The sequence below is a fragment of the Paenisporosarcina sp. TG20 genome (genome assembly GCF_000286315.1).
Taxonomy (GTDB): Bacteria; Bacillota; Bacilli; order Bacillales_A; family Planococcaceae; genus Paenisporosarcina.
This window is the reverse complement of sequence record NZ_ALJG01000315.1, coordinates 1-21,320: the sequence shown is the minus strand read 5'-3', so window position 1 is coordinate 21,320 and position 21,320 is coordinate 1. Positions and strand designations below refer to the sequence as shown.

Annotated in this window: 21 protein-coding genes; 5 read left to right on the top strand and 16 right to left on the bottom strand. The window is 36.4% G+C overall.

Annotated elements, in window-relative coordinates:
* Positions 1–605 precede the first annotated feature (605 nt).
* From B371_RS0112245 to acpS, 5 genes are all read right to left on the bottom strand, one after another.
* Positions 606–956 carry a type II toxin-antitoxin system PemK/MazF family toxin gene (locus B371_RS0112245; protein WP_019414611.1) on the bottom strand — a complete coding sequence of 117 codons (351 nt, stop codon included), beginning with the start codon at positions 954–956 and terminating at the stop codon, positions 606–608.
* 4 nt (positions 957–960) lie between these two features.
* Positions 961–1,242: a hypothetical protein gene (locus tag B371_RS0112240; protein ID WP_019414610.1), complete on the bottom strand. Its 282-nt coding sequence runs from the start codon at positions 1,240–1,242 to the stop codon at positions 961–963.
* Positions 1,243–1,346: 104 nt separating this feature from the next.
* Positions 1,347–2,486, bottom strand: coding sequence for an alanine racemase (gene alr, locus B371_RS0112235; protein ID WP_019414609.1), 1,140 nt, complete (start codon positions 2,484–2,486; stop codon positions 1,347–1,349).
* Between the two features lie 41 nt (positions 2,487–2,527).
* Positions 2,528–3,538 carry an outer membrane lipoprotein carrier protein LolA gene (locus B371_RS0112230; RefSeq protein WP_019414608.1) on the bottom strand — a complete coding sequence of 337 codons (1,011 nt, stop codon included), beginning with the start codon at positions 3,536–3,538 and terminating at the stop codon, positions 2,528–2,530.
* Positions 3,539–3,596: 58 nt separating this feature from the next.
* Entirely contained in the window at positions 3,597–3,950 is a 354-nt protein-coding gene (gene acpS / locus B371_RS0112225) for a holo-ACP synthase (protein ID WP_019414607.1), read from the bottom strand.
* Between the two features lie 69 nt (positions 3,951–4,019).
* On the opposite strand from acpS, the gene B371_RS0112220 reads away from it, so the two are divergent.
* On the top strand, positions 4,020–4,613 hold the full coding sequence (locus tag B371_RS0112220; RefSeq protein ID WP_019414606.1) for a rhomboid family intramembrane serine protease: 594 nt from the start codon (positions 4,020–4,022) through the stop codon (positions 4,611–4,613).
* Between the two features lie 36 nt (positions 4,614–4,649).
* Here B371_RS0112220 and B371_RS0112215 read toward each other — a convergent pair whose 3' ends face one another.
* The 8 genes from B371_RS0112215 to B371_RS0112185 form a co-directional block, all read right to left on the bottom strand.
* Positions 4,650–6,158: a PH domain-containing protein gene (locus tag B371_RS0112215; RefSeq protein WP_026023046.1), complete on the bottom strand. Its 1,509-nt coding sequence runs from the start codon at positions 6,156–6,158 to the stop codon at positions 4,650–4,652.
* Positions 6,151–6,630 (bottom strand): PH domain-containing protein, encoded by a 480-nt coding sequence (locus tag B371_RS0112210; RefSeq protein ID WP_019414604.1) that lies wholly within the window; start codon positions 6,628–6,630, stop codon positions 6,151–6,153. The genes B371_RS0112215 and B371_RS0112210 overlap by 8 nt, the downstream gene beginning before the upstream one ends.
* A 95-nt stretch (positions 6,631–6,725) precedes the next feature.
* Positions 6,726–8,264, bottom strand: a complete 1,539-nt coding sequence (locus tag B371_RS0112205) for a DEAD/DEAH box helicase (protein ID WP_019414603.1) — start codon at positions 8,262–8,264, stop codon at positions 6,726–6,728.
* 447 nt (positions 8,265–8,711) lie between these two features.
* Positions 8,712–8,891, bottom strand: a complete 180-nt coding sequence (locus B371_RS24485; RefSeq protein WP_369751105.1) for a hypothetical protein — start codon at positions 8,889–8,891, stop codon at positions 8,712–8,714.
* Complete coding sequence (locus B371_RS21750) at positions 8,867–9,409, bottom strand: alpha/beta hydrolase (protein WP_369751104.1); 543 nt, start codon at positions 9,407–9,409, stop codon at positions 8,867–8,869. Before B371_RS21750 ends, B371_RS24485 begins: the two co-directional genes overlap by 25 nt.
* Positions 9,410–9,563: 154 nt before the next feature.
* Positions 9,564–10,925, bottom strand: coding sequence for a UDP-N-acetylmuramoyl-tripeptide--D-alanyl-D-alanine ligase (gene murF / locus B371_RS0112195; protein ID WP_019414602.1), 1,362 nt, complete (start codon positions 10,923–10,925; stop codon positions 9,564–9,566).
* Between the two features lie 12 nt (positions 10,926–10,937).
* Positions 10,938–12,026 (bottom strand): D-alanine--D-alanine ligase, encoded by a 1,089-nt coding sequence (locus B371_RS0112190; protein ID WP_019414601.1) that lies wholly within the window; start codon positions 12,024–12,026, stop codon positions 10,938–10,940.
* 106 nt (positions 12,027–12,132) lie between these two features.
* On the bottom strand, positions 12,133–12,879 hold the full coding sequence (locus B371_RS0112185) for a hypothetical protein (RefSeq protein WP_019414600.1): 747 nt from the start codon (positions 12,877–12,879) through the stop codon (positions 12,133–12,135).
* 158 nt (positions 12,880–13,037) lie between these two features.
* Between B371_RS0112185 and B371_RS0112180 the strand changes: the two genes are divergently transcribed.
* Positions 13,038–14,216, top strand: coding sequence for an FtsW/RodA/SpoVE family cell cycle protein (locus B371_RS0112180; RefSeq protein WP_019414599.1), 1,179 nt, complete (start codon positions 13,038–13,040; stop codon positions 14,214–14,216).
* Positions 14,217–14,331: 115 nt separating this feature from the next.
* Here the strand turns inward: B371_RS0112180 and B371_RS23790 are convergent, their stop codons facing one another.
* Positions 14,332–14,469 (bottom strand): Lmo0850 family protein, encoded by a 138-nt coding sequence (locus B371_RS23790; RefSeq protein ID WP_019414598.1) that lies wholly within the window; start codon positions 14,467–14,469, stop codon positions 14,332–14,334.
* A 187-nt stretch (positions 14,470–14,656) separates the two neighbouring features.
* Between B371_RS23790 and B371_RS0112170 the strand changes: the two genes are divergently transcribed.
* Entirely contained in the window at positions 14,657–15,070 is a 414-nt protein-coding gene (locus tag B371_RS0112170) for a CBS domain-containing protein (protein WP_019414597.1), read from the top strand.
* 332 nt (positions 15,071–15,402) lie between these two features.
* Positions 15,403–16,578, top strand: coding sequence for an MFS transporter (locus tag B371_RS0112165; protein WP_019414596.1), 1,176 nt, complete (start codon positions 15,403–15,405; stop codon positions 16,576–16,578).
* Between the two features lie 19 nt (positions 16,579–16,597).
* Here B371_RS0112165 and B371_RS0112160 read toward each other — a convergent pair whose 3' ends face one another.
* Positions 16,598–17,908 (bottom strand): MFS transporter, encoded by a 1,311-nt coding sequence (locus tag B371_RS0112160; RefSeq protein WP_019414595.1) that lies wholly within the window; start codon positions 17,906–17,908, stop codon positions 16,598–16,600.
* A gap of 113 nt (positions 17,909–18,021) precedes the next feature.
* On the opposite strand from B371_RS0112160, the gene B371_RS0112155 reads away from it, so the two are divergent.
* Positions 18,022–19,281 (top strand): helix-turn-helix domain-containing protein, encoded by a 1,260-nt coding sequence (locus tag B371_RS0112155; RefSeq protein ID WP_019414594.1) that lies wholly within the window; start codon positions 18,022–18,024, stop codon positions 19,279–19,281.
* A 103-nt stretch (positions 19,282–19,384) separates the two neighbouring features.
* Here the strand turns inward: B371_RS0112155 and B371_RS0112150 are convergent, their stop codons facing one another.
* Positions 19,385–20,965 carry a GNAT family N-acetyltransferase gene (locus B371_RS0112150; RefSeq protein ID WP_019414593.1) on the bottom strand — a complete coding sequence of 527 codons (1,581 nt, stop codon included), beginning with the start codon at positions 20,963–20,965 and terminating at the stop codon, positions 19,385–19,387.
* Between the last annotated feature and the right edge of the window lie 355 nt (positions 20,966–21,320).

The following is a 21,320-nucleotide window of genomic DNA, read 5'->3' as shown; positions in this document are numbered from 1 at the left end:
TAGATCTTTTCGCTCACTCAAATAAGATTTCCGCTCACTCAGATCATCTTTCCGCTCACTCAGAACTGTTTTCCGCTCACTCAACATTACTTTCCGCTCACCCAGCAAGTAATAACCATTATATTCCAATGAGAAATGCATATACTTACTGATACAGACGTCCCTATTCTAGTTGTTAGCTTGGAAAACCTTCTTTTTCAATTATTTAGTTAGGAAACTCTATAATTAGATGAACAAATTCACTTTGACTGAGAGGAAACTTCCATTTCTATAAAAGTAAATCACGACTTCTTATTAATCGAATTACGAGAGTCACATCAACGATGAACACTGGGTTCTTGGCACTCTATAGTCATATACTTTCTTATCTTGTAAGAAAAACCGGGCAAAGTACGCCCGGTCCTTTAAGCAAGAGTAACCATAGAAATCCGTTTATTTTCGCTACGGTGGACGCTTTTCGCGGGCATGGCTTCAGTCTCCTCGTCACTGCGTTCTTACGGGACCTTCAGCTAATGCTTTTTCAGCAGTGGCACGCTAAATTTATATACTTTTCAAAAAAACTTCGTACGGAAAAGGCCCGCACGAAGTTTTTTAATTATGTATTATTAGAATTTAAGAAGTCCAAGACTTATTTCAAGCGCCTCATCTACTTCTTCCATCAGAACATCATCAAGCTGCGTTATTTTATCCGTCAGCCGCGATTTATCAATAGTGCGCAATTGTTCTAGCAAAATAACGGAATCCCGTTCAAATCCATACTTTTTCCCATTGATTTCTACATGAGTTGGTAGTTTTGCTTTTTGAATTTGCGCCGTGATAGCCGCAATGATGACTGTTGGGCTGAAACGATTTCCGATATCGTTTTGAATCACCAAAACGGGTCGAGTTCCACCTTGTTCGGACCCGACCACTGGTGATAAGTCAGCAAAAAAAACGTCACCGCGTTTTACGTTCAAATTTTCATCCTCCGCTTACGAGACGCTCCACAGTATGCTCCGCTTCGTATTCCAAGTGCAAACATTCACTTGCAATGGATAAGTTAATGTGCGACATCTCTACGTAGCCTTTCATCATAGCTTCTCGTATAAGATTTGGTTGAAGATGTTTAATCATTTTTTTTGTCGAATTATAAACAAACTTTTCTGACGTTGCCAGTTGTTGCTCTTTCTGTCTATTAAGATCGCTCACAAATTGTTTTGGAAGTTTCACTATAACTTCCTTTGTTTCTCTCTTTTCATTCACAGTAAACACCTCCGACAAACCCGTCCCTCTTTTCGATACTTTTCTATCTTAACACGCAAAACATGCATTGAGAAGACAAAGAAGGAAAATATCTGACAATATTATTAGTTTGGTCGGTTTATGTCGAATACTAGAGTGTGTGTGTATTTCCTTGGTACTCGCTGTGTAAGTATACAAGGGACTTCATACGAAATTGTGTGTAATTTTTGTGCCCAATCTTCAATAGTAATTTCTTCGTTTCCCTGTCTTCCAATTAATATAACTGGTTCCCCAATGTTAACTGGTCTATCTAAACGTATCATGCATTGATCCATACATATTCTGCCGATAATCGGCATTCTCTTTCCTTGAATTAACACTTCTTGCCCAGCTAGTCCTCTTAGCATACCGTCCGCATATCCTATCGGAAGGGTAGCTATCCATTCATCTTTACTAACCGTATAAGTAGCTCCATAACTAATGGTTGATCCAGCCAATACATTTTTAATGTGAACAACTTCTGTATGCAAAGTCATAGCTTGCATTAGTTGGAAAGGAAGTTCTCTACTTACAAATGCTGATGGTGATAATCCATACATAGAAATACCAAACCGAACTGCATCAAATAAAGATTCCGCATGTATCAGAGCAGCTGCACTATTCGCAGTATGTATGCACCTAGGTCTCTCAGGAAAAAGTTGCAACATCCGTTTGAACTTATCCAGTTGACTTGTGAACTGAATAACGTCTTCTTCATCAGCCGTGGCAAAATGGGTAAAGACACCATCAATCTTTACATCTGATCTTTTACTAATGGTTTGAATGAGAGTTTTTAATTGTAATTCCGTTATAACGCCTAACCTACCCATGCCTGTATCAATTTTGATATGGACATTTAGGTTTCTTGGTAAGGGTTGAATATGAAGAAACCACTCTTCTTGAAATACGGTTAACGTAATATCGTTTTCGCTTGCCACAACAGCAAAAGAAGGGGGGGAATATCCAAGCACCAAGATAGGGGATTCAATTCCATTGGTACGCAATCGAATCGCCTCGTCCGGTGTAGCAACAGCTAGCATCCTTACCCCAGTTTCTAGTGCGGCCTTTGATACTTCAAGGTCACCATGCCCATAAGCATTTGCTTTGACTACTGCAATCACGTCAACGAAACTACTGATATGTTTCTTCAGATTTAGTATGTTCACTTTAATCGAATTCAAATCAACTTGTGCAAATGTTGGTCGATAAAAATTATTTGGCTGCATATACATTCCTCATTTAAAGTACGAAAATTAGTTTTGGCTACTTATTTCATATCGCTTGCTTGCATTGATGAAGCTACTGATATCATTTCATCACGTGACATAGTTTTGGTTGCTAAGAAGAATTCCACACCGTTTTGTTCCCAACTAATTGATTGATCTGTAATTGCACCAATTGCAAATCCTAAATCTGCAGGATCACCAGCTGCAAATACCGGAACTAAATCTGCAGGGTTTTTTGTGATCGGTGACTGTATGATAGTAAACTCTTTGTTTCCACCATATGTTAAAATTACACGTTCTTGCGTGTCATCTTTGATCACTTTTTCTTCAATCTTATTTACACCTTCCCATTGTAGATCAGGATAATGTGTTTGAAAAACTGCTAACTTTTCATCTGTGGCTGCTGTTTCGTTTTCATTAGTTTCATTAGACGGTATATCAGCTTTATAATCGGCTGCATTTCTTGAAGTTCCTAAAGTAATCTTATCAAAAGAGATCAAAATTTGCTCTTCTTTTTGGTCATTTAAAATAACGACTTTAATTGGAAGTAACGTTTTCTTACTAATATGGATCTGTTGAGTCGGCAACATTTTTTGATGACTATTTCTTGTTTTGGTTTCGAAAATATACGACTCTTTATTTTCAGTCATAACTGAATCTTTATCTGCTTCAATATCTTGTGCCAGAGATCCAATTAAATAGGCTTGACTATTTTTTTCTGGCCAGTCACTTTGGAATTTATAAGTCTTCCCTAGTGTTGGTGTAATAACAAATACACCCTCTTTATTTCGTACTATGGTCTGTGATACATCTTCTCCTTCTTGACTAACTTTAACACGGTAAAAATCTGGTTTTGTGTGCCACACGGTTACTTCGTAAAGCCGAGGCTCTGATCCAGTACTAATTTTCATCTTCGCATCTAACTCATAACCTTTTGTTTCAACCCACTTACTACTCAAATCCTTTAACACATCTTCTTTCGACTCTGCGCCACAACCTGTCAATAAAAGCATCACCACTAAAATTAATCCTGCATATACACGGTTACGCAATTGATCCACCCCTTCTCATATCGGTCCGTTAAAACATCTTATGAAAGAGGGACAAAGATTATTCAACCAATATTACTTGGGCTGATGCAATTTGTTTTGTATGTGTGATGCTTACATGACCATTTACTGCTTGGCCCTTAAAATATAGAATAGGTTTCCCAAGTTCGTTTGGCAAAACTTCAATATCTTTAAAACTACATTCTTTACCAATTCCCGTTCCTAGTGCTTTAGCAAACGCTTCTTTGGCAGCAAATCGTCCAGCTAAAAATTCGAGTTGTCTTGCCTCTTTGAGCATCTCATACTTCTTCATTTCACGAGTCGTTAAAATACGTTCTTTAAATTTTGAGGTACGCTTATGGGCTAGCATTATTCTTTCAATTTCTATCACATCTAATCCGATTCCCTGAATCATGAAAGACTCTCCTTTTAAACAACTACTTATTTACGGTATAATAACTTCATACAAATTAGAGGTGAACTCATGTTTAGTCGTACAGAAAATTTTTCACAATACACTAAGTTTTATCCAGTCGTTTCCACAATAATAGCAATCAACGTTATTATTTTTCTCGTCTCCATGGTTCCTTTCGTTGGAAGTCTTATTTTTAATCTTGGGGCGGGATCAAATTATTTATTAGGTGATGGTCAGTGGTGGCGTTTGATTACACCAATGTTTTTACATGCTGGTTTAGTTCATTTATTGTTTAATATGTTTTCGTTATTTTTATTTGGACCAGAACTTGAAAAACTTGCAGGAAAAGTCCGTTTTCTTACAATTTATTTTCTTTCCGGTTTAATTGGTATTGTGGCAACTTACCTGTTACAAGACGCTAACTATGTACACGTTGGGGCAAGTGGAGCTATATACGGAATTTTAGGTGCTTTTGGTGCAATTGTGTATTATACAAAAAATGCACTGCCTCAACTACGCCAGATTATTATACCCATCATTATTATTAGTATAGTAATGACATTCTTATCTCCTAATATTAATATTACTGCCCATTTAACAGGGTTAATCGTCGGTTTCTTATTTGGATTGGTTTATTTTAAACCCAAACTTAGGAAGGCTTAAGGTTTAATTAGTAAAAGATAAAACTTTGGACACCCTTTACTCAGGGTGTCCTTTTTCTGTTGTTATTTTAATAGGTTCATACCAAGTCATTACGGCTTCGATATCTTCTTCTTTTAAGTGTTCAACTTTTACCGTTGCCCCAAGTATTCCCGATTTTATTGTAGTTTCAATAGATGCTAGAGCTTTTCTTTTTTGGAAAGGGCTTTGTTTCATTTCAAGTGATTGCATCCGCTTTTTTTCAATGAAAAATGTGTATTTATTAATACCCCTGTATCGAATCGACAATTGATTTCGTGTTAAGGCAAGCCCTGCCGCACCATGTTGCCACAAACCAAGCAAAAGAATAATTGGGATTAATAGCATGGATAACAAACCGTATGGATAGTAGAAATAACTAACACCAACCATAACTGGAATCACCCACAGAAAATCAAGACGATAATAAAATGGCTTTGCGTTCTTTGGTGCAGTAGTCCATTTGGGTTCAAAATCGAAATCAGAAAACAACTTATTGAGTGGTTCTTTTATTTTCTTTTTCTTTATAAGTGGAAACAAACGAATTTTTTTATCTTGATCTTCCATTGACCCTCCAGCACTTTCAACTATTACTGTACAATAGCCAAACATTTGTCGAAATGGGCTCTCAATGATACGAATACCTTGAACACGACTTATGGGTATTGTCACTTTTTTCTTCTCAAGTAACCCTCGAGTCAAAACAATTTGGTCTTCTTCTTGAACGATCGTAAATTGGTAATAATTTAGTGTAGTCAAAATGACCGATATAATCCAACCAACTAGTACAAACGCAAAAATAGTAATTACAACCAAGAAAAATCCAAACTTCAAAAATACGACTACTTCATCATAGATTTGCTCGTATGGGATTAGTTCGGAAAACTGCGTCAAAAAGACAACAAGTCCGGATAACACGACTCCTATTCCACCTGAAGTAGTCGCAAGTATGAGTAAATCTTTCATAGTCATCCTAAAAATCGGGATACTTTTAATCTGTTCTTCAACCGTGTGCTCATCAATAGCTGCTATGTCTGAAGTTTTGAGTGATTTTCGTTTTTGAGCACTGGCTATTTCGGTTTCAATTTGCTTAGCAGCGTCTCTCGTTATAGCTATCAATTCTGCTTCTGCTTCTGTTGATGCACCTGAACCAGCTGTTTCAATGGTTATTTTCACAAGTTTAAAAGGGCGGTGTAACAAACCTTCTGTATAATTCAAACTTTGAATTCGTTCAAAAGGAATATATCTCTTCTTTTTAACAAATAAACCGTATTCTATACATAGTTCATCTTCATTAAACCAATAAACAAAACGTTTCCACTTAATAATTCCACTTATTAAAACGAAGGCCAAAATTACAGTTCCAATTATATAGGGTATGTAACTGGTCCAATGACCAGGAGAAGCAGATCCACCTTGAAATCCATTCGCTACAAAAATGATAATAAAAGGAAATATTAGATCTTTTAAACCTTTGATAAAATTAACTACCGCAGCAATCGGGTGAAGTTGGTAGCGTTCTTTAGACATCATCTTCTGCCACCCTTGCAAGTGTCGATATACGACTTCTTAACTCATCGGCTTCACCTGTGATAAGTGCTGGAATCGTATGATTTGTTGCAGCAGTTGAAATAGTAATAGATGCTAAATCATATTTCCTCAAAATTGGGCCTTGTTGTGTGTCTACATGTTGTACTCGAACCATTGGTACAAGGGTTCTTTTAACGATGAAAATCCCGTGTTGAAGTTCAATCTCTTGTTCACGCACTTCATAACGCCATCGCAACCAACGCAATTTCGGGAATAAGTAAACAAATAAATATGTATATAATAGCTGAAACAATATTAAAATAATTACAATCCACCAAGGACCTTCTAACCACCAACTAAGAACGCCTGCAACAATCATCAGTAATAATACAATTGCTGATTGCATTACACCATACAAACGCCATACTTTTAAGCCTTTCGGTGAGATCTGATTAATCGGTTCTTTTCTCATTTGAACACCTTCCTTCTCCTTTAGTATAACCTTACAGGAAAATTAGTCTAAAAAAAAATATCACAGTCCAAGGACTGTGATATTTTTGATATTTATTAGCTTTCGCGACGAGTAGATGTACGTGGACGTCCACCGCGGCTTGAAGAACCTTCACGAGAAGATGATCCACCTTCACGAGTGCTGCTAGTACGACGAGCACCGCTTCGGTCTCCACTACGACCAGCAGAAGATGAAGGGCGTCCTCCACCACTACTACGATTGTTTCCTTTATAGCCGCCACCGCCACCACTTCTACCGCCACCCTCTTTACGAGATGGTAATGGGCGTTCTTCAGAAATAGATATTGGCGTATCATTTGGTTCACGTGTAATTGATTTTAATGCAGCAGCGACAACATCAATCGCTTCATATTTTTCAAGTAATTCCGTTGCAAATACGCGGTAATCACCAATATTGTTTTTATCTACCATTTCTCCAAGTGTCTCAACAGCTAAACGTTGTTGACCAATTAGAGCCTCATCAGAAGTAGGAGGACGAAGTGGAGACATACGTTTTTTAGTTGTATCTTCAACAATTCGTAAATATCCCATTTCACGAGGAGTAACAAAAGTTACTGCCACACCACTCTTACCTGCACGGCCTGTACGTCCAATACGGTGTACATAGCTTTCAGGATCTTGTGGAATATCATAGTTATAAACATGTGTTACGCCTGTAATATCAAGTCCACGTGCCGCAACATCTGTTGCAACTAGGATGTCAATTTTGTTTTCTTTAAATTGTTTCAACACGGACATACGTTTTGATTGACTTAAATCACCATGAATACCTTCAGCGATATAGCCACGGATGCTAAGTGCATGTGACAATTCATCTACACGGCGTTTAGTTCGTCCAAAAATGATTGCAAGTTCAGGTTGATGAACGTTAAGAACGCGAGTTAGAATATCAAATTTTTCACGTTCTTGTGATTTAACGTAAAATTGCTCAATATTTTCTACTGTCATTTCTTTTGACTGAATTTTAACAACCTCTGGGTTTTTCATGAACTTCTCTGCAATTTTACGAATTGCTGTTGGCATTGTTGCTGAAAATAATAGTGTTTGACGACCTTCAGGAACACTTTCCAAAATTTTAGTGATATCTTCGATGAATCCCATATTTAACATTTCATCTGCTTCGTCTAGTATAAGCGTTTGAACGTTATCAAGTTTTAGTGTGCGACGGTTAATATGATCTAAAAGGCGACCAGGTGTCCCAACAATTACATGTGGATTATTTTTCAAAGCTCGGATTTGACGTCCAATTTCTTGTCCACCATAAACAGATAGAATTTTCACACGCTTATCTTGACCCAATTTGTAAATTTCTTCTGAAACTTGAATTGCTAATTCGCGAGTTGGCGCAATAATTAGACCTTGAATATTTGAGTTTTTCGGGTCAATTTTTTCAATCAAAGGAATACCAAACGCAGCTGTTTTACCAGTTCCTGTTTGAGCTTGCCCGATGATATCTCGGCCTTCAAGTCCGAATTTAATTGTACCTTCTTGGATTGGTGTTGCTTCTTCAAACCCCATACGTTTAACTGCTTTTAATGTTGATTCGCTGATATTTAGTTCTGTAAAATTTGTCAAAATTTAATCTCCTTTTTCTTTCATTTGACAAATGGTTACACTTTCATATTGAAGTTGCGGCAAATTCGAGCCTATACGAGGAACGTTCCCGTTACTTAAAATTCTCTGTGTTATCAGAGTCGACTAATATTTAAAGGAAAGCCCGGTGTTTGCCGAGCGGTTCGGTCATTTGGGAGCATGTTTCAAAGCGTAATGTATCACGCTGTCTCTTGTGACTTGTAGGTCGCCCATTTAACGTTCATTGAACAGGGCTATTAATAAAGTTCACAGCTTTGATGTTTGAAACTAAACATCCTACCCTAAAAAATTGAACAAACCGTTATGTTCAAAAAAAAGACCTCTTCCTGATACGAAGAGTCTTTACACAAAATGTATCCATTGCTTTTAATAATTTAACATGTTTGAAGATGATATGCAATTATTCAGCTACAGTCATAATAATTAGTTTTATTCGCTAATTTGTAAAAATTTTAACACTTCAACATACCACTCGTCGAAATCTTCGCTATAACAAATGTGATGCTTGCCAATTGGAGATACAATCAAATGTTTTTCGTCTGAACCTAGAGAATCATACAAATACTGAGCAGCGGCAAAAGGCACTATGCCATCTTTTTGACCTTGCACGATACACACAGGAACTTTAATGGAATTGTAGTATGGCTCCACACCATTTTGACGATACGTAAAAATTCGATAGTGGCTCGCAGTGGAGTGTTTGTTAATTTGTATTCATACAAATGATAAAACGTGTTGGTTGAGATTTTCCCATTTACTGCATCGGCCATAATACCTTTTACATCTTCTAACAGTTGTACAGCACTAATATACTTTACAGCCGTACTAAGCAAAACTAAGCGATTAATTTTATAACGTAGCGACAAATACAGTGCAATTAGCCCACCCATTGAAAAACCGACAATTACTACTCGATCAACTTGTTTTTGTAATAACCTTAAGGCTTGCTCAGGTTCCATCATCCAGTTTTCTGCTGTAAATTCAGTTAAAGATAACCTTGGCCCATGTCCAGGTAATGTGGGTACTCTAACAATCCAATCCGTTTTCTCCTTTATATATTGCACAAAAGGTTCAATTTCATACGGACCTCCAGTGAATCCATGAATACATAAAATACCTGTTTTCACGATTACACCTCCATTAGTAGTTGTAAGGATGGAAACCTTTCTATATTTTATCGAATCTTCAACAAGTTACTTGTTAAAAGTATAATTTTAAGGAATTTTCAAATAGCTTTAAAAAATTACCTCTTAATTATCTTATTCAGGATTTCCCCATAACTCATTCAATAAGATTCTCTAATTCCATCCCACGTGAACCTTTTACTAATACGATGGAGTTTGAAGTAACATAAGTATTTAATGTATTACGTATCGATTCGTAGTCTTGTTCTGACCAAATTACATGTGTATTAGCAAATACATGTTGTAGCTTTATATATAACCATTTCATTCGCGGTCCATACAAACAGACTCCCGTGATGTCCTTTGGAGAAATGTATTCAGCCAATCCTTCATGATAAGCTTTTTCTTCATCTCCTAGTTCTAACATATCTCCTAGTACAAGCCATTTTTCTGGTCGAATAGTTGTTTCACAAATAAAATCAATTGCAGCCTTCATTGATGTAGGTGCAGCGTTATAAGCATCGTTAATATATATCGACCCATTTTTCGCTGGGATGACTTGCATTCGCATATCGGTAAGTGACACGTTTTTTAAAGAATCTTGAATTTGGTTATTTGTCAGGCCAGCTTTTTGTGCAATTAATATCGCAACTAATGCATTTTTAACTTGATGCTTGCCTAAAACAGGAATCATAAAATGGTCTTGTATAAAGCCATTTACATCAAATTCACTACCATTTTCAGTCGCTTCAATAGAATGTACATAAACATCATTTGAAAAATTAGTACCAAATGCAATCGTTTTAATAGCAGGACTCAGTTGTTTAATTAATGGATGTAGTAATGGTTCATCTCCATCAAATAATAAATAACCTTCACTATTTAATCCCACAACAATTTCTAACTTTGCCTTGGCAATCCCTTCTCGTGACCCTAAATCTTGCATATGTGCTTCCCCGATATTTGTAATCACAACGTAGTGAGGTTTTGCCAAAGTAGATAAAAATTCTATTTCTCCATAGCCACTCATTCCCATTTCAAGTACGGCAAATTCTGTGTCTTCATCTAAAGACAAAATAGTAATGGGCAAACCCAGGTTATTATTAAAGTTACCAATTGTTTTCTGAACACGGAAATAAGGAGAAAGAACTCCCGCTACCAAATCTTTCGTTGAAGTCTTACCATTAGAGCCTGTAATTCCAATGAACGTTGCTTGATGTTCTTTTCTATACGCACGAGCCATTTGTTGCAATGCTTTTTCACTGTCTTCAACAAAAAGTAGTGGAACATTTAGTGGAGGATTAGGTTCATCTTTTTGCCAAAGAGCTGCTGCAGCACCTTTTTCAAAAGCTTGTGCGACATATTTGTGGCCATTCACTTTTTCTCCTTTAAAAGGGATAAATAAATCTCCAGGTTGAATGGTTCTTGTATTTATAGAGACACCACTTACCAGTATATTTGATATTTCTACTGAATCTATGTGTAGCCATTGTGCGATTTTACTTAATGGTTTTTTCATAAATCTTCACACTCAATCCATTGTATAATTTAGTTGTTGTTTTTCTGCATGACGTTCTATAGCTAATTCGATAAGCTGATCTATTAAATCCGAATATTTAATACCCGTATGCTGCCACAACAATGGAAACATGCTAGTTGGAGTAAAACCAGGTAGAGTATTGACTTCATTAATAACAACTTCATCTCCATCCGTTACAAAGAAGTCTGCTCGAACAAGTCCTGAACAATCCAACACTTTAAATGCTTTTATTGCATTATCTATTAATTCAGCTTCCACTTCTTGTGAAACTTCCGCTGGGATAATCATCGCAGTGCTTCCATCTATATATTTTGCTTGGTAATCATAAAATTCTTTTAACGGCTTGATTTCACCTGGCACTGAACATTTCGGGGTATCATTACCGAGTACACCCATTTCAATTTCTCGTGCTTTAATGCCTTGTTCAACAATAATTTTTCGGTCATATTTTAACGCAAACTCGATCGCTTCAATCAATTCTTTACTGTTAGATGCTTTACTAATACCTACACTTGAACCCAGGTTTGCGGGTTTAACAAATACAGGCCAAAGAAGGTCTGCTTCAATCTTTCCTAGCCAGTATTTCTGGTCTTGTTGCCATTCTTTGCGAATGAAATATACGAAGGGCACTTGTTTCAATCCAGCTATGGCAAAAAGCTGTTTCATCACCACTTTATCCATTCCTGCTGAAGAAGCTAGCACACCATTCCCGATGTATGGGATGTTTAAGACTTCAAGCAATCCTTGTACTGTTCCATCTTCGCCGTTTGGTCCATGCAGTAGCGGGAAAATAACATCTATTGAGTTTTCCTCAGTTTCTTGATCAGATGTTGATAGAAAGCTTGAAATATTATTTGGTAAATTTTGATTTGAAGGATTACTGAATTGTAATTGTTCAATCGTTTCAACTGGCGCCAACAATTGCACACCCTTTCGCCATTCTCCCTCTTGTGTAATATAAATTGGGTACACATCATATTCATCAAAATTTAGCGCTTGTGTCACTGCACGAGCTGTTGATAAAGACACTTCATGTTCTGCAGATTTACCACCGTATAATAATCCAATTCTTTTTTTCATTTAATAACCTCCACCTATTTGTTATTCTATTTTATCATTAACTTTCTTTTCCTATGAAACTAAATTAAAAAAACAATCCTTTGCAGAACCACGGCAAGGGATTGTTTTAAAATCGGAGTGTTTCATCTGCTTCTTGTTTCATAATTGTAGATAATTCATCCCATATTTCATCTGGGTATATCGATTCCGGTAAAAAGCGAAATTCTAAATCGTATGCAGTTTTGGACTTTTCAACTTTAAATAGTGAAAGAAGAACACCTTCTTTTAGCAAAGTTTTGCGAGAAATGAGTTGATCCATGGTTAGTTCTGGATATCGTTCTTTTTGTTTACGACGCCAAAAACTATTTCCTCTTTCTTTATCACGAAGAACTTGATTTAAGATATTAACAACAAGCTCAAGTGATTCGTTCATTTCACGGAAGTATATTTTCGTCATGTTTCCATCTTCATTAGAAAAGTAGGCAAATTGATTTTGAAGATGCTTATTAAAAGCTGAATGAACTGGTTCTTTTTTATGACCAATATATAATAATTCTGCTTGTTCTTGGGGTGTTAATAAGTTTAATTTACGTTCATCTTTGAAGTCAATCCACCTCAAGTCGGTCGGTTTATCCATGAACTCTTTTGTAAATGTGGGTATATCTTCATTCATGACAAATTCTAATTGAGTGTGTATGTTAAAAGAACAGTTTTCATAATTATGCTTAAGTAATACTAAGTGGTGCAATGGTTTCATACATTGAACAAATTCATGCATCGTTAAACCGCTAAAAATCACGAAATGATTTGTTTCATTCATATGTATATAAATGTGGTGAAGAAAATCTTCAGTATCACGTACCTTTTTCACCATTATTATCACTCCGTTTCCCTACTCCATTATAATCCCTCTTTATAAAGAATGAAACATTTGAGCTTATTCATCGTCACTACTAAAACGTACAAGCATTTACGAGCTTTTTACGGTATAATCAATTAGTTAACTTTAAAATAGAATTTAGGTGACTACTTATGCAAAATAATAAAGGGTTCTCCGACCGTTTCGACTGGACTCTGGCTTTTATAATATTACTTCTTTTCATTGTGAGCATACTTGCTATTTCATCTGCCCAATCTTCTGGTCAATATGTCATAAACTTTATCCCTCGCCAAGCATTCTGGTACTTTGTAGGGGTAGCTATTATAGGGTTCACCATGTTTTTTGAGCCAGATCAATACAAAAAAATGTCTTGGCTTCTTTATGCTCTAGGTATTGTTCTCCTGATCGCACTCGTTTTAGCACCTGGTGGTGAAGGACAAATCGCTGAAAAACGTGGTGGAGCGAAAAGTTGGTTTCATTTACCTTTCGGCAGCATTCAACCATCTGAGTTTATGAAAACATTTTTTATACTAACAATGGCAAACATGATTAGTAAACATAATGAAAAATTTATTATTAAAAATATAAAAACAGATCTCCTTCTTTTAGGAAAGATTATCTTGACAGCAATCGTTCCATTACTTTTAATCATGCAACAACCAGATTTAGGGACATCTCTAGTATTTCTTGCCATCACTGCGGCTATGATTATTGTCGGTGGTGTGACATGGAAACTAATCCTACCAATCTTTGCAGGAACCGCTGCATTGGGAGGGGCCTTGCTATGGATGGCCGTTTATATGCAAGATACGTTACTAAAGTTAGGTTTCGACCCGTATCAAAATGGACGTATCTATTCTTGGCTCGACCCTGAATCCTACGCCACTTCAGAAGGTTACAATTTAATAAATGCCATGACAGCGATTGGATCTGGTGAAATCACTGGTAAAGGATATCAAGGCCGAGAAGTATACGTGCCTGAAAACCATACTGACTTTATTTTCACTGTTATTGGAGAAGAATATGGATTTATAGGGGCTAGTATTGTCGTTAGTTTATTTTTCTTACTCATATACCATATAACCAAAATTACATTACAGTTAAAAGATTCCTTTAGTACCTATGTATGTACTGGTATCATAGCCATGATTTCGTTCCATGTATTCCAAAACATTGGTATGACCATCCAACTGTTACCGATTACAGGTATTCCTCTCCCATTTATTAGTTATGGAGGAAGTTCCTTAATGGGAAATATGCTAGCACTTGGTTTAATCTTCAGCATGAAATACCATCATCGCACGTATATGTTTGGATCTACTGATGATTAATCAGGCAACCTGAAAGTTTATTTAAATGAAGAAGCTAATCACCTATATGAATTGGTGATTAGCTTCTTTTTATTGTTTTGATCCGACTATCCATTATTCCGGTAATATTGTGGTTCTAGCCTTGGGATTGTGGGGTTTGACCAGGTAGTGCAAGTGCTTTTAACATTTCCAGACGAGATTTTGTTAGCGTAACGGTTACACCCAACTTGGATAAATTAGAAACAGTTTTTCTTAAATCAACTTCTTTCGTCATACAATCCACCTCTATCTTTCCTCTAGTTTATAGAACGTACTTATTCACTAAAAGTTTCAAGTAAATCGGTAAAATATTATAGATTTATCATACCACGTTTTACCACTTTTAATTCTTTCATTTATGTTACATATTTCTAACAATTATAAACCATACTACTTATTATTAAAGGAGGCGTTAAGTTAGCGTGAAAATAAAAGACATTATGTCACGTGATATCGTGACATGTACACCCACTGATTTACTATCTGAAATCGCTCAGAGCATGCGTGCATTGGATATTGGATGTATGCCCGTAGTAGAAGGATCACGGGTAATTGGCATGATTACGGATCGAGATATCGTAATTAGAGCGGTAGCTGAAAATGGCCCTCGAGTTGTAAAAGATATTATGTCTCACGAAGTAATCTCGGTTGGTCCGGAAGCTTCATCTGAAGACGCCGCTGAGATTATGGCTCAACACCGTATTCGAAGACTACCAGTGATTAAAAATGATTCACTTGTTGGCTTTCTAGCTCTTGCCGATTTAGCAGTTCCAAGCCAAACGGCACATGATGCTTCTCACGCTCTTCATGAAATTTCGGAACCTAGACATCTCTAAAGGATGCTTCCCCAAACTTATTTCATGAGTTTGGGGTTTTTTATACTTGAGATTTACCGTCCAAACGATGGCGATGAATCTTAACAGGAGTTTCACTTCACATATTTTCCTTTAACAACTTATACATACATCATATGGTTTAACCAATTAAGTAATATTGTATACATGGACTTGTCAAAAAAGGTTCTTGTTTCCAAGAAGACAAACACTATATTAAAAATACTTAAATTTATAAGTAGATTTTTTAAAAAAGTTATTTCTTGTTGTTTGAAAACTTAATACCGAGTAAAATGTACAATATGTATTGAGTTTAGAAAGCGGGTTCTTTTTATATGAAGAAAGCCATTTTGTTATTAATGTCGGTGCAATTTTTTGTTTATTTGGGTTTTGGAATTATTATTCCTATTTTACCAGAGGTAATCTTGGATCAAGGATATAGCGAAGTTCATGTTGGCGGTTTATTAACAATATATGCATTAGCTTCCTTCTTTACCGCACCACTATGGGGTGCATTATCTGATCGAACAGGCAGAAAAAGGTTAATACTCATTGGGTTGCTAGGTTTCAGTATGAGTTTTGTTCTTTTCGCTATTTTTATTGAAGTACTTCCTATGTTATATGCATCTCGAATAGTTGGCGGGATTTTCTCTGGCGCATTGTACACTGCTGTTACTGGATTTGTAGCAGACATGACTACTGAAGAAGAACGCAATAAATATATGGGCTTACTGGGCATGTCAATTGGTCTTGGTTTTATCTTCGGCCCAGCAATTGGGGGACTACTTGGTACCATTACGTTGCAACTTCCTTTTATCGCTTCGGCCATATTGACTCTTCTGTTAGTGGTATATGCTAGTGTTATTTTAAAAGAACCAGAGTCTAGAGTTGATGCACGAAAGCGTGCAATTGTTCCAAAAGGTGCTAAAGCACTTTGGCAATACCGTATTCGTTATTTGTTCTTGTTTTCATTTATGGTGACTTTTTTATTAGCTGGATTAGAAGCCACATTTCAATTATTTCAAATCAATAAAATTTCCATAACACCGCTTCAACTTGGTTATTTATTTATGGCGAGTGGTTTAGTAGATGCTATTGTCCAAGGCGGTGTCGTCCGTCGTGTGAAAAATGGCCAAGAAACGAAGTGGATTATAGGTGCACAAGTTGTGACAGCGATTGGATTAGTGTTGTTGCTCTTTACAGGTAGCTTATTGTGGGCAGGCTTTGCTTTAAGCGTCTTTACAGCAGGCAATGCTCTTGCCAGAACGGTATTAGTGTCTCTTACAACTAAAGAATCTGGTGGCATGTACGGCACTGCAGCTGGCATGACGTATTCTATGGATAATATGGGCCGCATTATTGGTCCACTATTGTTTACATGGATTTTCACAGTTCAACCGGACAAGGTCTATGTATTATCTAGCGTGCTGGCTATTTTATCAATAGGTCTCATCATACTATTCCGTAAATCTAGTCAATCGTTAAAAAATGAAAATCCAGCTCCCTCATAATTTGAGAGGCTGGATTTTTTTACTTAGATAAAACTGCAGGTGATACACTGTTTGTTTCGCTTGATTTTTCTACAATCTCTGGATGTGCTTTACGAATAACGGACGGACGTAAGAAATAAAGAACAGTGGCTAGCAACAAGAGACCACATGATAACATTATCCATTGTGGTGAGAATGCATCAAATAGATATCCAAACAATACCATACCCAGTGGCATTAACCCCATTGAAATAGTCTCGAGTAATCCAAAAACGCGTCCTTTGAATGCTTCGTCAATTGTTTGTTGAAAAAGCACACCCATTGGAGTGTTTATTAAAATTATAGTTAAACCTAATAGCAACATTAAAGTTAAATAAAAGCCAACCATTATGTTATAGGACATTGGAACAAATAACGGAATAGTAGTTGCACTAAATAAAATGCTATTAGCGATCAAACTCCATTTTGATATATGCAAAGGGAAACGGAATTGCTTTCGTATCGATAAAATAAAGGCCATCAGGAGCATGCCAACTGAAAAAGCACCTTCTGTAAAACCAAAATGTACCGATTTAATTTCAAGTTTATCAATAAGCATGAACGCAAAACCAACTTGGAATGCCGCAAATAAGAAATTCAATAGCAGCGAAACCCAAATCACAATAGACAGGATTTGATGCTTCCTTATATACGTAATTCCGGCTTTCATATTCTGAAGCATGGATTCCTTTACTTCAGAAACTGCACTTTCAATTATTTTCGTATACAATCTGAAATTCATAGTCGCTTCAAGCCCAACTGCAAGGATGTAAGCAACGAGGTGAACTAACAAGAAAGCTTCAAGTGACACTAGGCCATACATCAACCCCCCAGCTGCAGGTCCTCCAATTGTGGCAATCGAAATCGACATTTGGTTATAAGACATTGCTTTTTGAATGCGTCCTTCGTCAATCAAATTAGCTATGGCTGAAGTAAAGGACACTCCAGAAAAAGAAGATGTAATTGACAAGATGACTGTTGTAACGTATATCGCTGTCAATGTGATTCCCGAAGTCATTGTAACAATCACTAATCCGCCCATTGCGAGTATACTTGCTATCTGGGCAACAATGACAATCATTTTTTTAGAGTATTTATCTGCAGCATACCCAGCAAAAGGCCCGATAATTGTACGGGGCAAAACGCTGCAAATTAGATTAGTCGCAAAACTAGTTGCAGAACCGGTAAACGATAAAATATAAAAACTTATACCGAACGTGTAGACACTGGCACCGAACGTGGAAATCAATTTACTGATAGTAAATGTCCATAAATGCTGTGTTGCTTTTTTTAATTTTAATGATGCTTCCATTTGATTAACCTCCTTTTGTTTAATTTAATTAAACAAATAATAACACAAAAAAACTTCCCTTGCAAGTAAAAGTTTAATATAATTAAACTGATTAGAAATGGAGCGATTTAATAATGGATTCAATTGGATTACGCATTAGACATTTACGAAAAGAGCAAAAGTTGACACTAGAAGCACTAGCCGGAAAAAAACTAACAAAAGGCATGTTAAGTTTAATTGAAAATGGAAAGGCTCAGCCTTCCATGGAAAGTTTATCTTATATCGCTCAACGATTAGGTGTTGAATCATCGGAGTTAATGGAAGATGTCAGCCAAGCGGAGAAAAGAAATGTGTTAGAAAAAGTGGAGAAACTCTACAAAGTTGAATTCTCTGAATTAACTGATGAATATAAACAAATAATCGATCTCATCAGCCCAATTGTAGACAAACTAACTCTTAGCTACGAATCTGCTCGTTTGCTTGAGATTTTTTGTAGGTGCGGATACCATTTAAATCGTGATGACTGGGAAATTCACTATAATCATGCAATGGAACTTTATGAACAATTGCACTTATATAATCAAAGTGCATCTCTTGCGCTCTTTAAAGGAATGCTTCTATATAATCAACATAGGTATGAGGAAGCATTAGCCATCACGTTGGAAGAACATGCTCGTTTTGATTCCCCTTCAATCAAACTCGATGCAATGACCACTTTAGATTATATGTATGCGGAACTTATTTTGTATTCGGCCGTTGGTAATAATGAACTAATACGTTTTAAGATGAATGAAGCTATGGAGTTTTCTAAGGAAGAACGTATCTTTTACCGGATTGACGACTTGTATCGTTTAGCCTGTTACCAGAGTATTATTAATGAAAATGAAGAAGATCGAATTTATTATTTGAATAAGATTAGACAGTACGGTGAGTTTGCTGAAAATAAGTCCTCTACTGCCATTGCAGCAATGTTGGATGCACATTTTTATAACTCATTTTTACATGATTATACAAAGGCGTTGGATAGTGCTGAACTTTTTTTAGAGTTGGCAAGTTATTCTAATAATGGTAAAGCGAGGAAAGACGACAATAATCATTACCTCTTAGAAAAAGGTAAAGCTTTATTTGGATTGGGGTCAATAAAAGAATCTTTAGAACTGCTTGAAGTTTATGTAGTTCCTTCTTATTTTCATCATCCCTATGATTTATCGATGTCATATGAGGTTTATGCCTACCGTGCGCTTTGCTACTCTCACTTCGGAGAAATGGACAAGGCTCTTGACCAAGCTAAAACTGGATTTAAACTAATTTCAACTATGCCTGACTCTCCTTATAAACTGTTTATTAATCAAACCCTAGAACAAATTCTAAAAAAGCATAGCTTGCACCACTAATAGTGCAAGCTATGCTTTTCTAAACAAATAAAAATTTTTTAAAGAGCTTAAGTAATTCCAAAACTTATTTCCAGTTAAACATATAGGGACATAGAGGCAGTATTCAAATTGAGTTCACTGTTTCCTTTTTATATGTTATATAATTACGTAACCACAACTGAAATTTTTCAAACGATTCTTCAAAATCGGGTTGGATAAGAGACATTTGGACCCATTGTCTTTCTTTCAGATAAGCACTTTGATAATGTAAATCGAAACCAGAAAGTCTTGCATCATCTGCCAAATGTTTGTTTATTTGTTGTATCTTAAACGTGACAATCATCGGAAAGCCTTGTTTTGTTAAAAACTCCAACTCTCCCATCTCCTCGACTAGCAGAAGCCTTTGGTATCTTTCTCTTAATAAGTTATATCTCTCGTTATTTTCATATGACTTTAAAGCAATTTCTAGACTTTCTAATAACTGCGAACTATACGTGTACGGAATTCCTCCTTTTGCATGGCGACCTAAGTCCAGGTAGGTTGGGATGGAAGAAGATTCATCGATACTATAATTTGCAAACACCATTGCCAAACCCGTCATTGTTCCAATTGCCTTGCCACTAACCCCAGTAGCTAAGTACACATTTTTCATAGAAATAGGAACTGCTCCAAATGAACTTACACAATCCAAACACAAGTGAATTTTCTGTTCCTTACAAATTGGTATCATTTCGTCTACGCTATTCATCATCCCTGTTGAAGTTTCACCATGTGCTAGTAAAATCCAACCATATAAGCCCGAATTCAAGTGGAATTTAATAATAGATGTATCAAAAGGATTCCCCCACTCTACTTCTAGTATTTCAAAGTCCAATCCCATCTTAGATGCTTGTCTCTTCAGTCGTTCTCCAAACGCACCATTAATTAACACTAACCCCTTAGATTTAAGTCGACTAATTTGAGCAATCATAGCATCATTTGCAAGTGTCCCACTTCCAGCGAGCAAATGTACATGAGACGCCCCTGTCATAGTTACTAACTGAGTCTGCACCCGTTTAAACCGTTCAGAAAACTGATACGAACGGTGTGAAATGGGCGAGTGTTGAAATGCTTTTTTCAATTCTGGCGTCAATTCATTCGGCCCAGGATAAAATATATACCTTTTATGTTGAAAACGCGCAGCAACTGATTGTTCATACCGTTGTTTCGTTAAAAACATTGGAACAAACGAAGCTTCCTCGCTTCCGATCTTTTCAGCAAATGCTAGAAATCCAAGCTGCCTATATAGCTTTAGTTCACGAACTGTTCCTGAGATAACTGCCGCTCCGTAACCTTTTTCGTAAGCATAATCAGCCAGAGCACGTGCTAGCATAAAAAAGACACGTCCGTTGCGGTGTTCTTTTCTAACTGACAACAAACGTATTTCACATAGTTTTCCGTTAAGTGCTTCTTCAGGAAGTACATGTTCTACTGAACCAATTTTATGGTCCAATGAAAAAGGTCTTTGATCTCTAAGTGCAATCATTCCTACAAGTTCATGATCTTTTAAAACAATTAAATATGTATTTTCATGGTGAAAAGCATCCGTACGCTTTCCACTAGGATGCATTTTATGTTGAGGAATCTCTTCCACAAATGTGTCGTAATTTAGTTTGGCAATCGCTTCAAATTCAGACTCATTGCGTGCAATTTTGCACCAATACATGAAATACAACCCCTCGCTTTTAATATTAGAACGTCATAACTACCATTAAGTTCTATCTTCTCACAAAAGAACTAAAACTACAGTAAAATTTTCTACTAATATGTCTTCGCTGTTTATATAGAAGTGCTATTGTTCATACTTGTTGACTATAGGAACAACCTGTCGATAATCTTCCATTAATTGAACTAGTCTAAGTCGTTTCTGATTTCGATTCGTATATCCACTTCAAATATCTCCACAAAGTACACTCCTCTATTCAATCACCTATGTGAATTTCTTCTTTGTTGGTATCCTTTCAGCTATACTTAAGAAAAACCGGGCACAGTACGCCCGTTCCTTTTAAGAAGGGTAACCA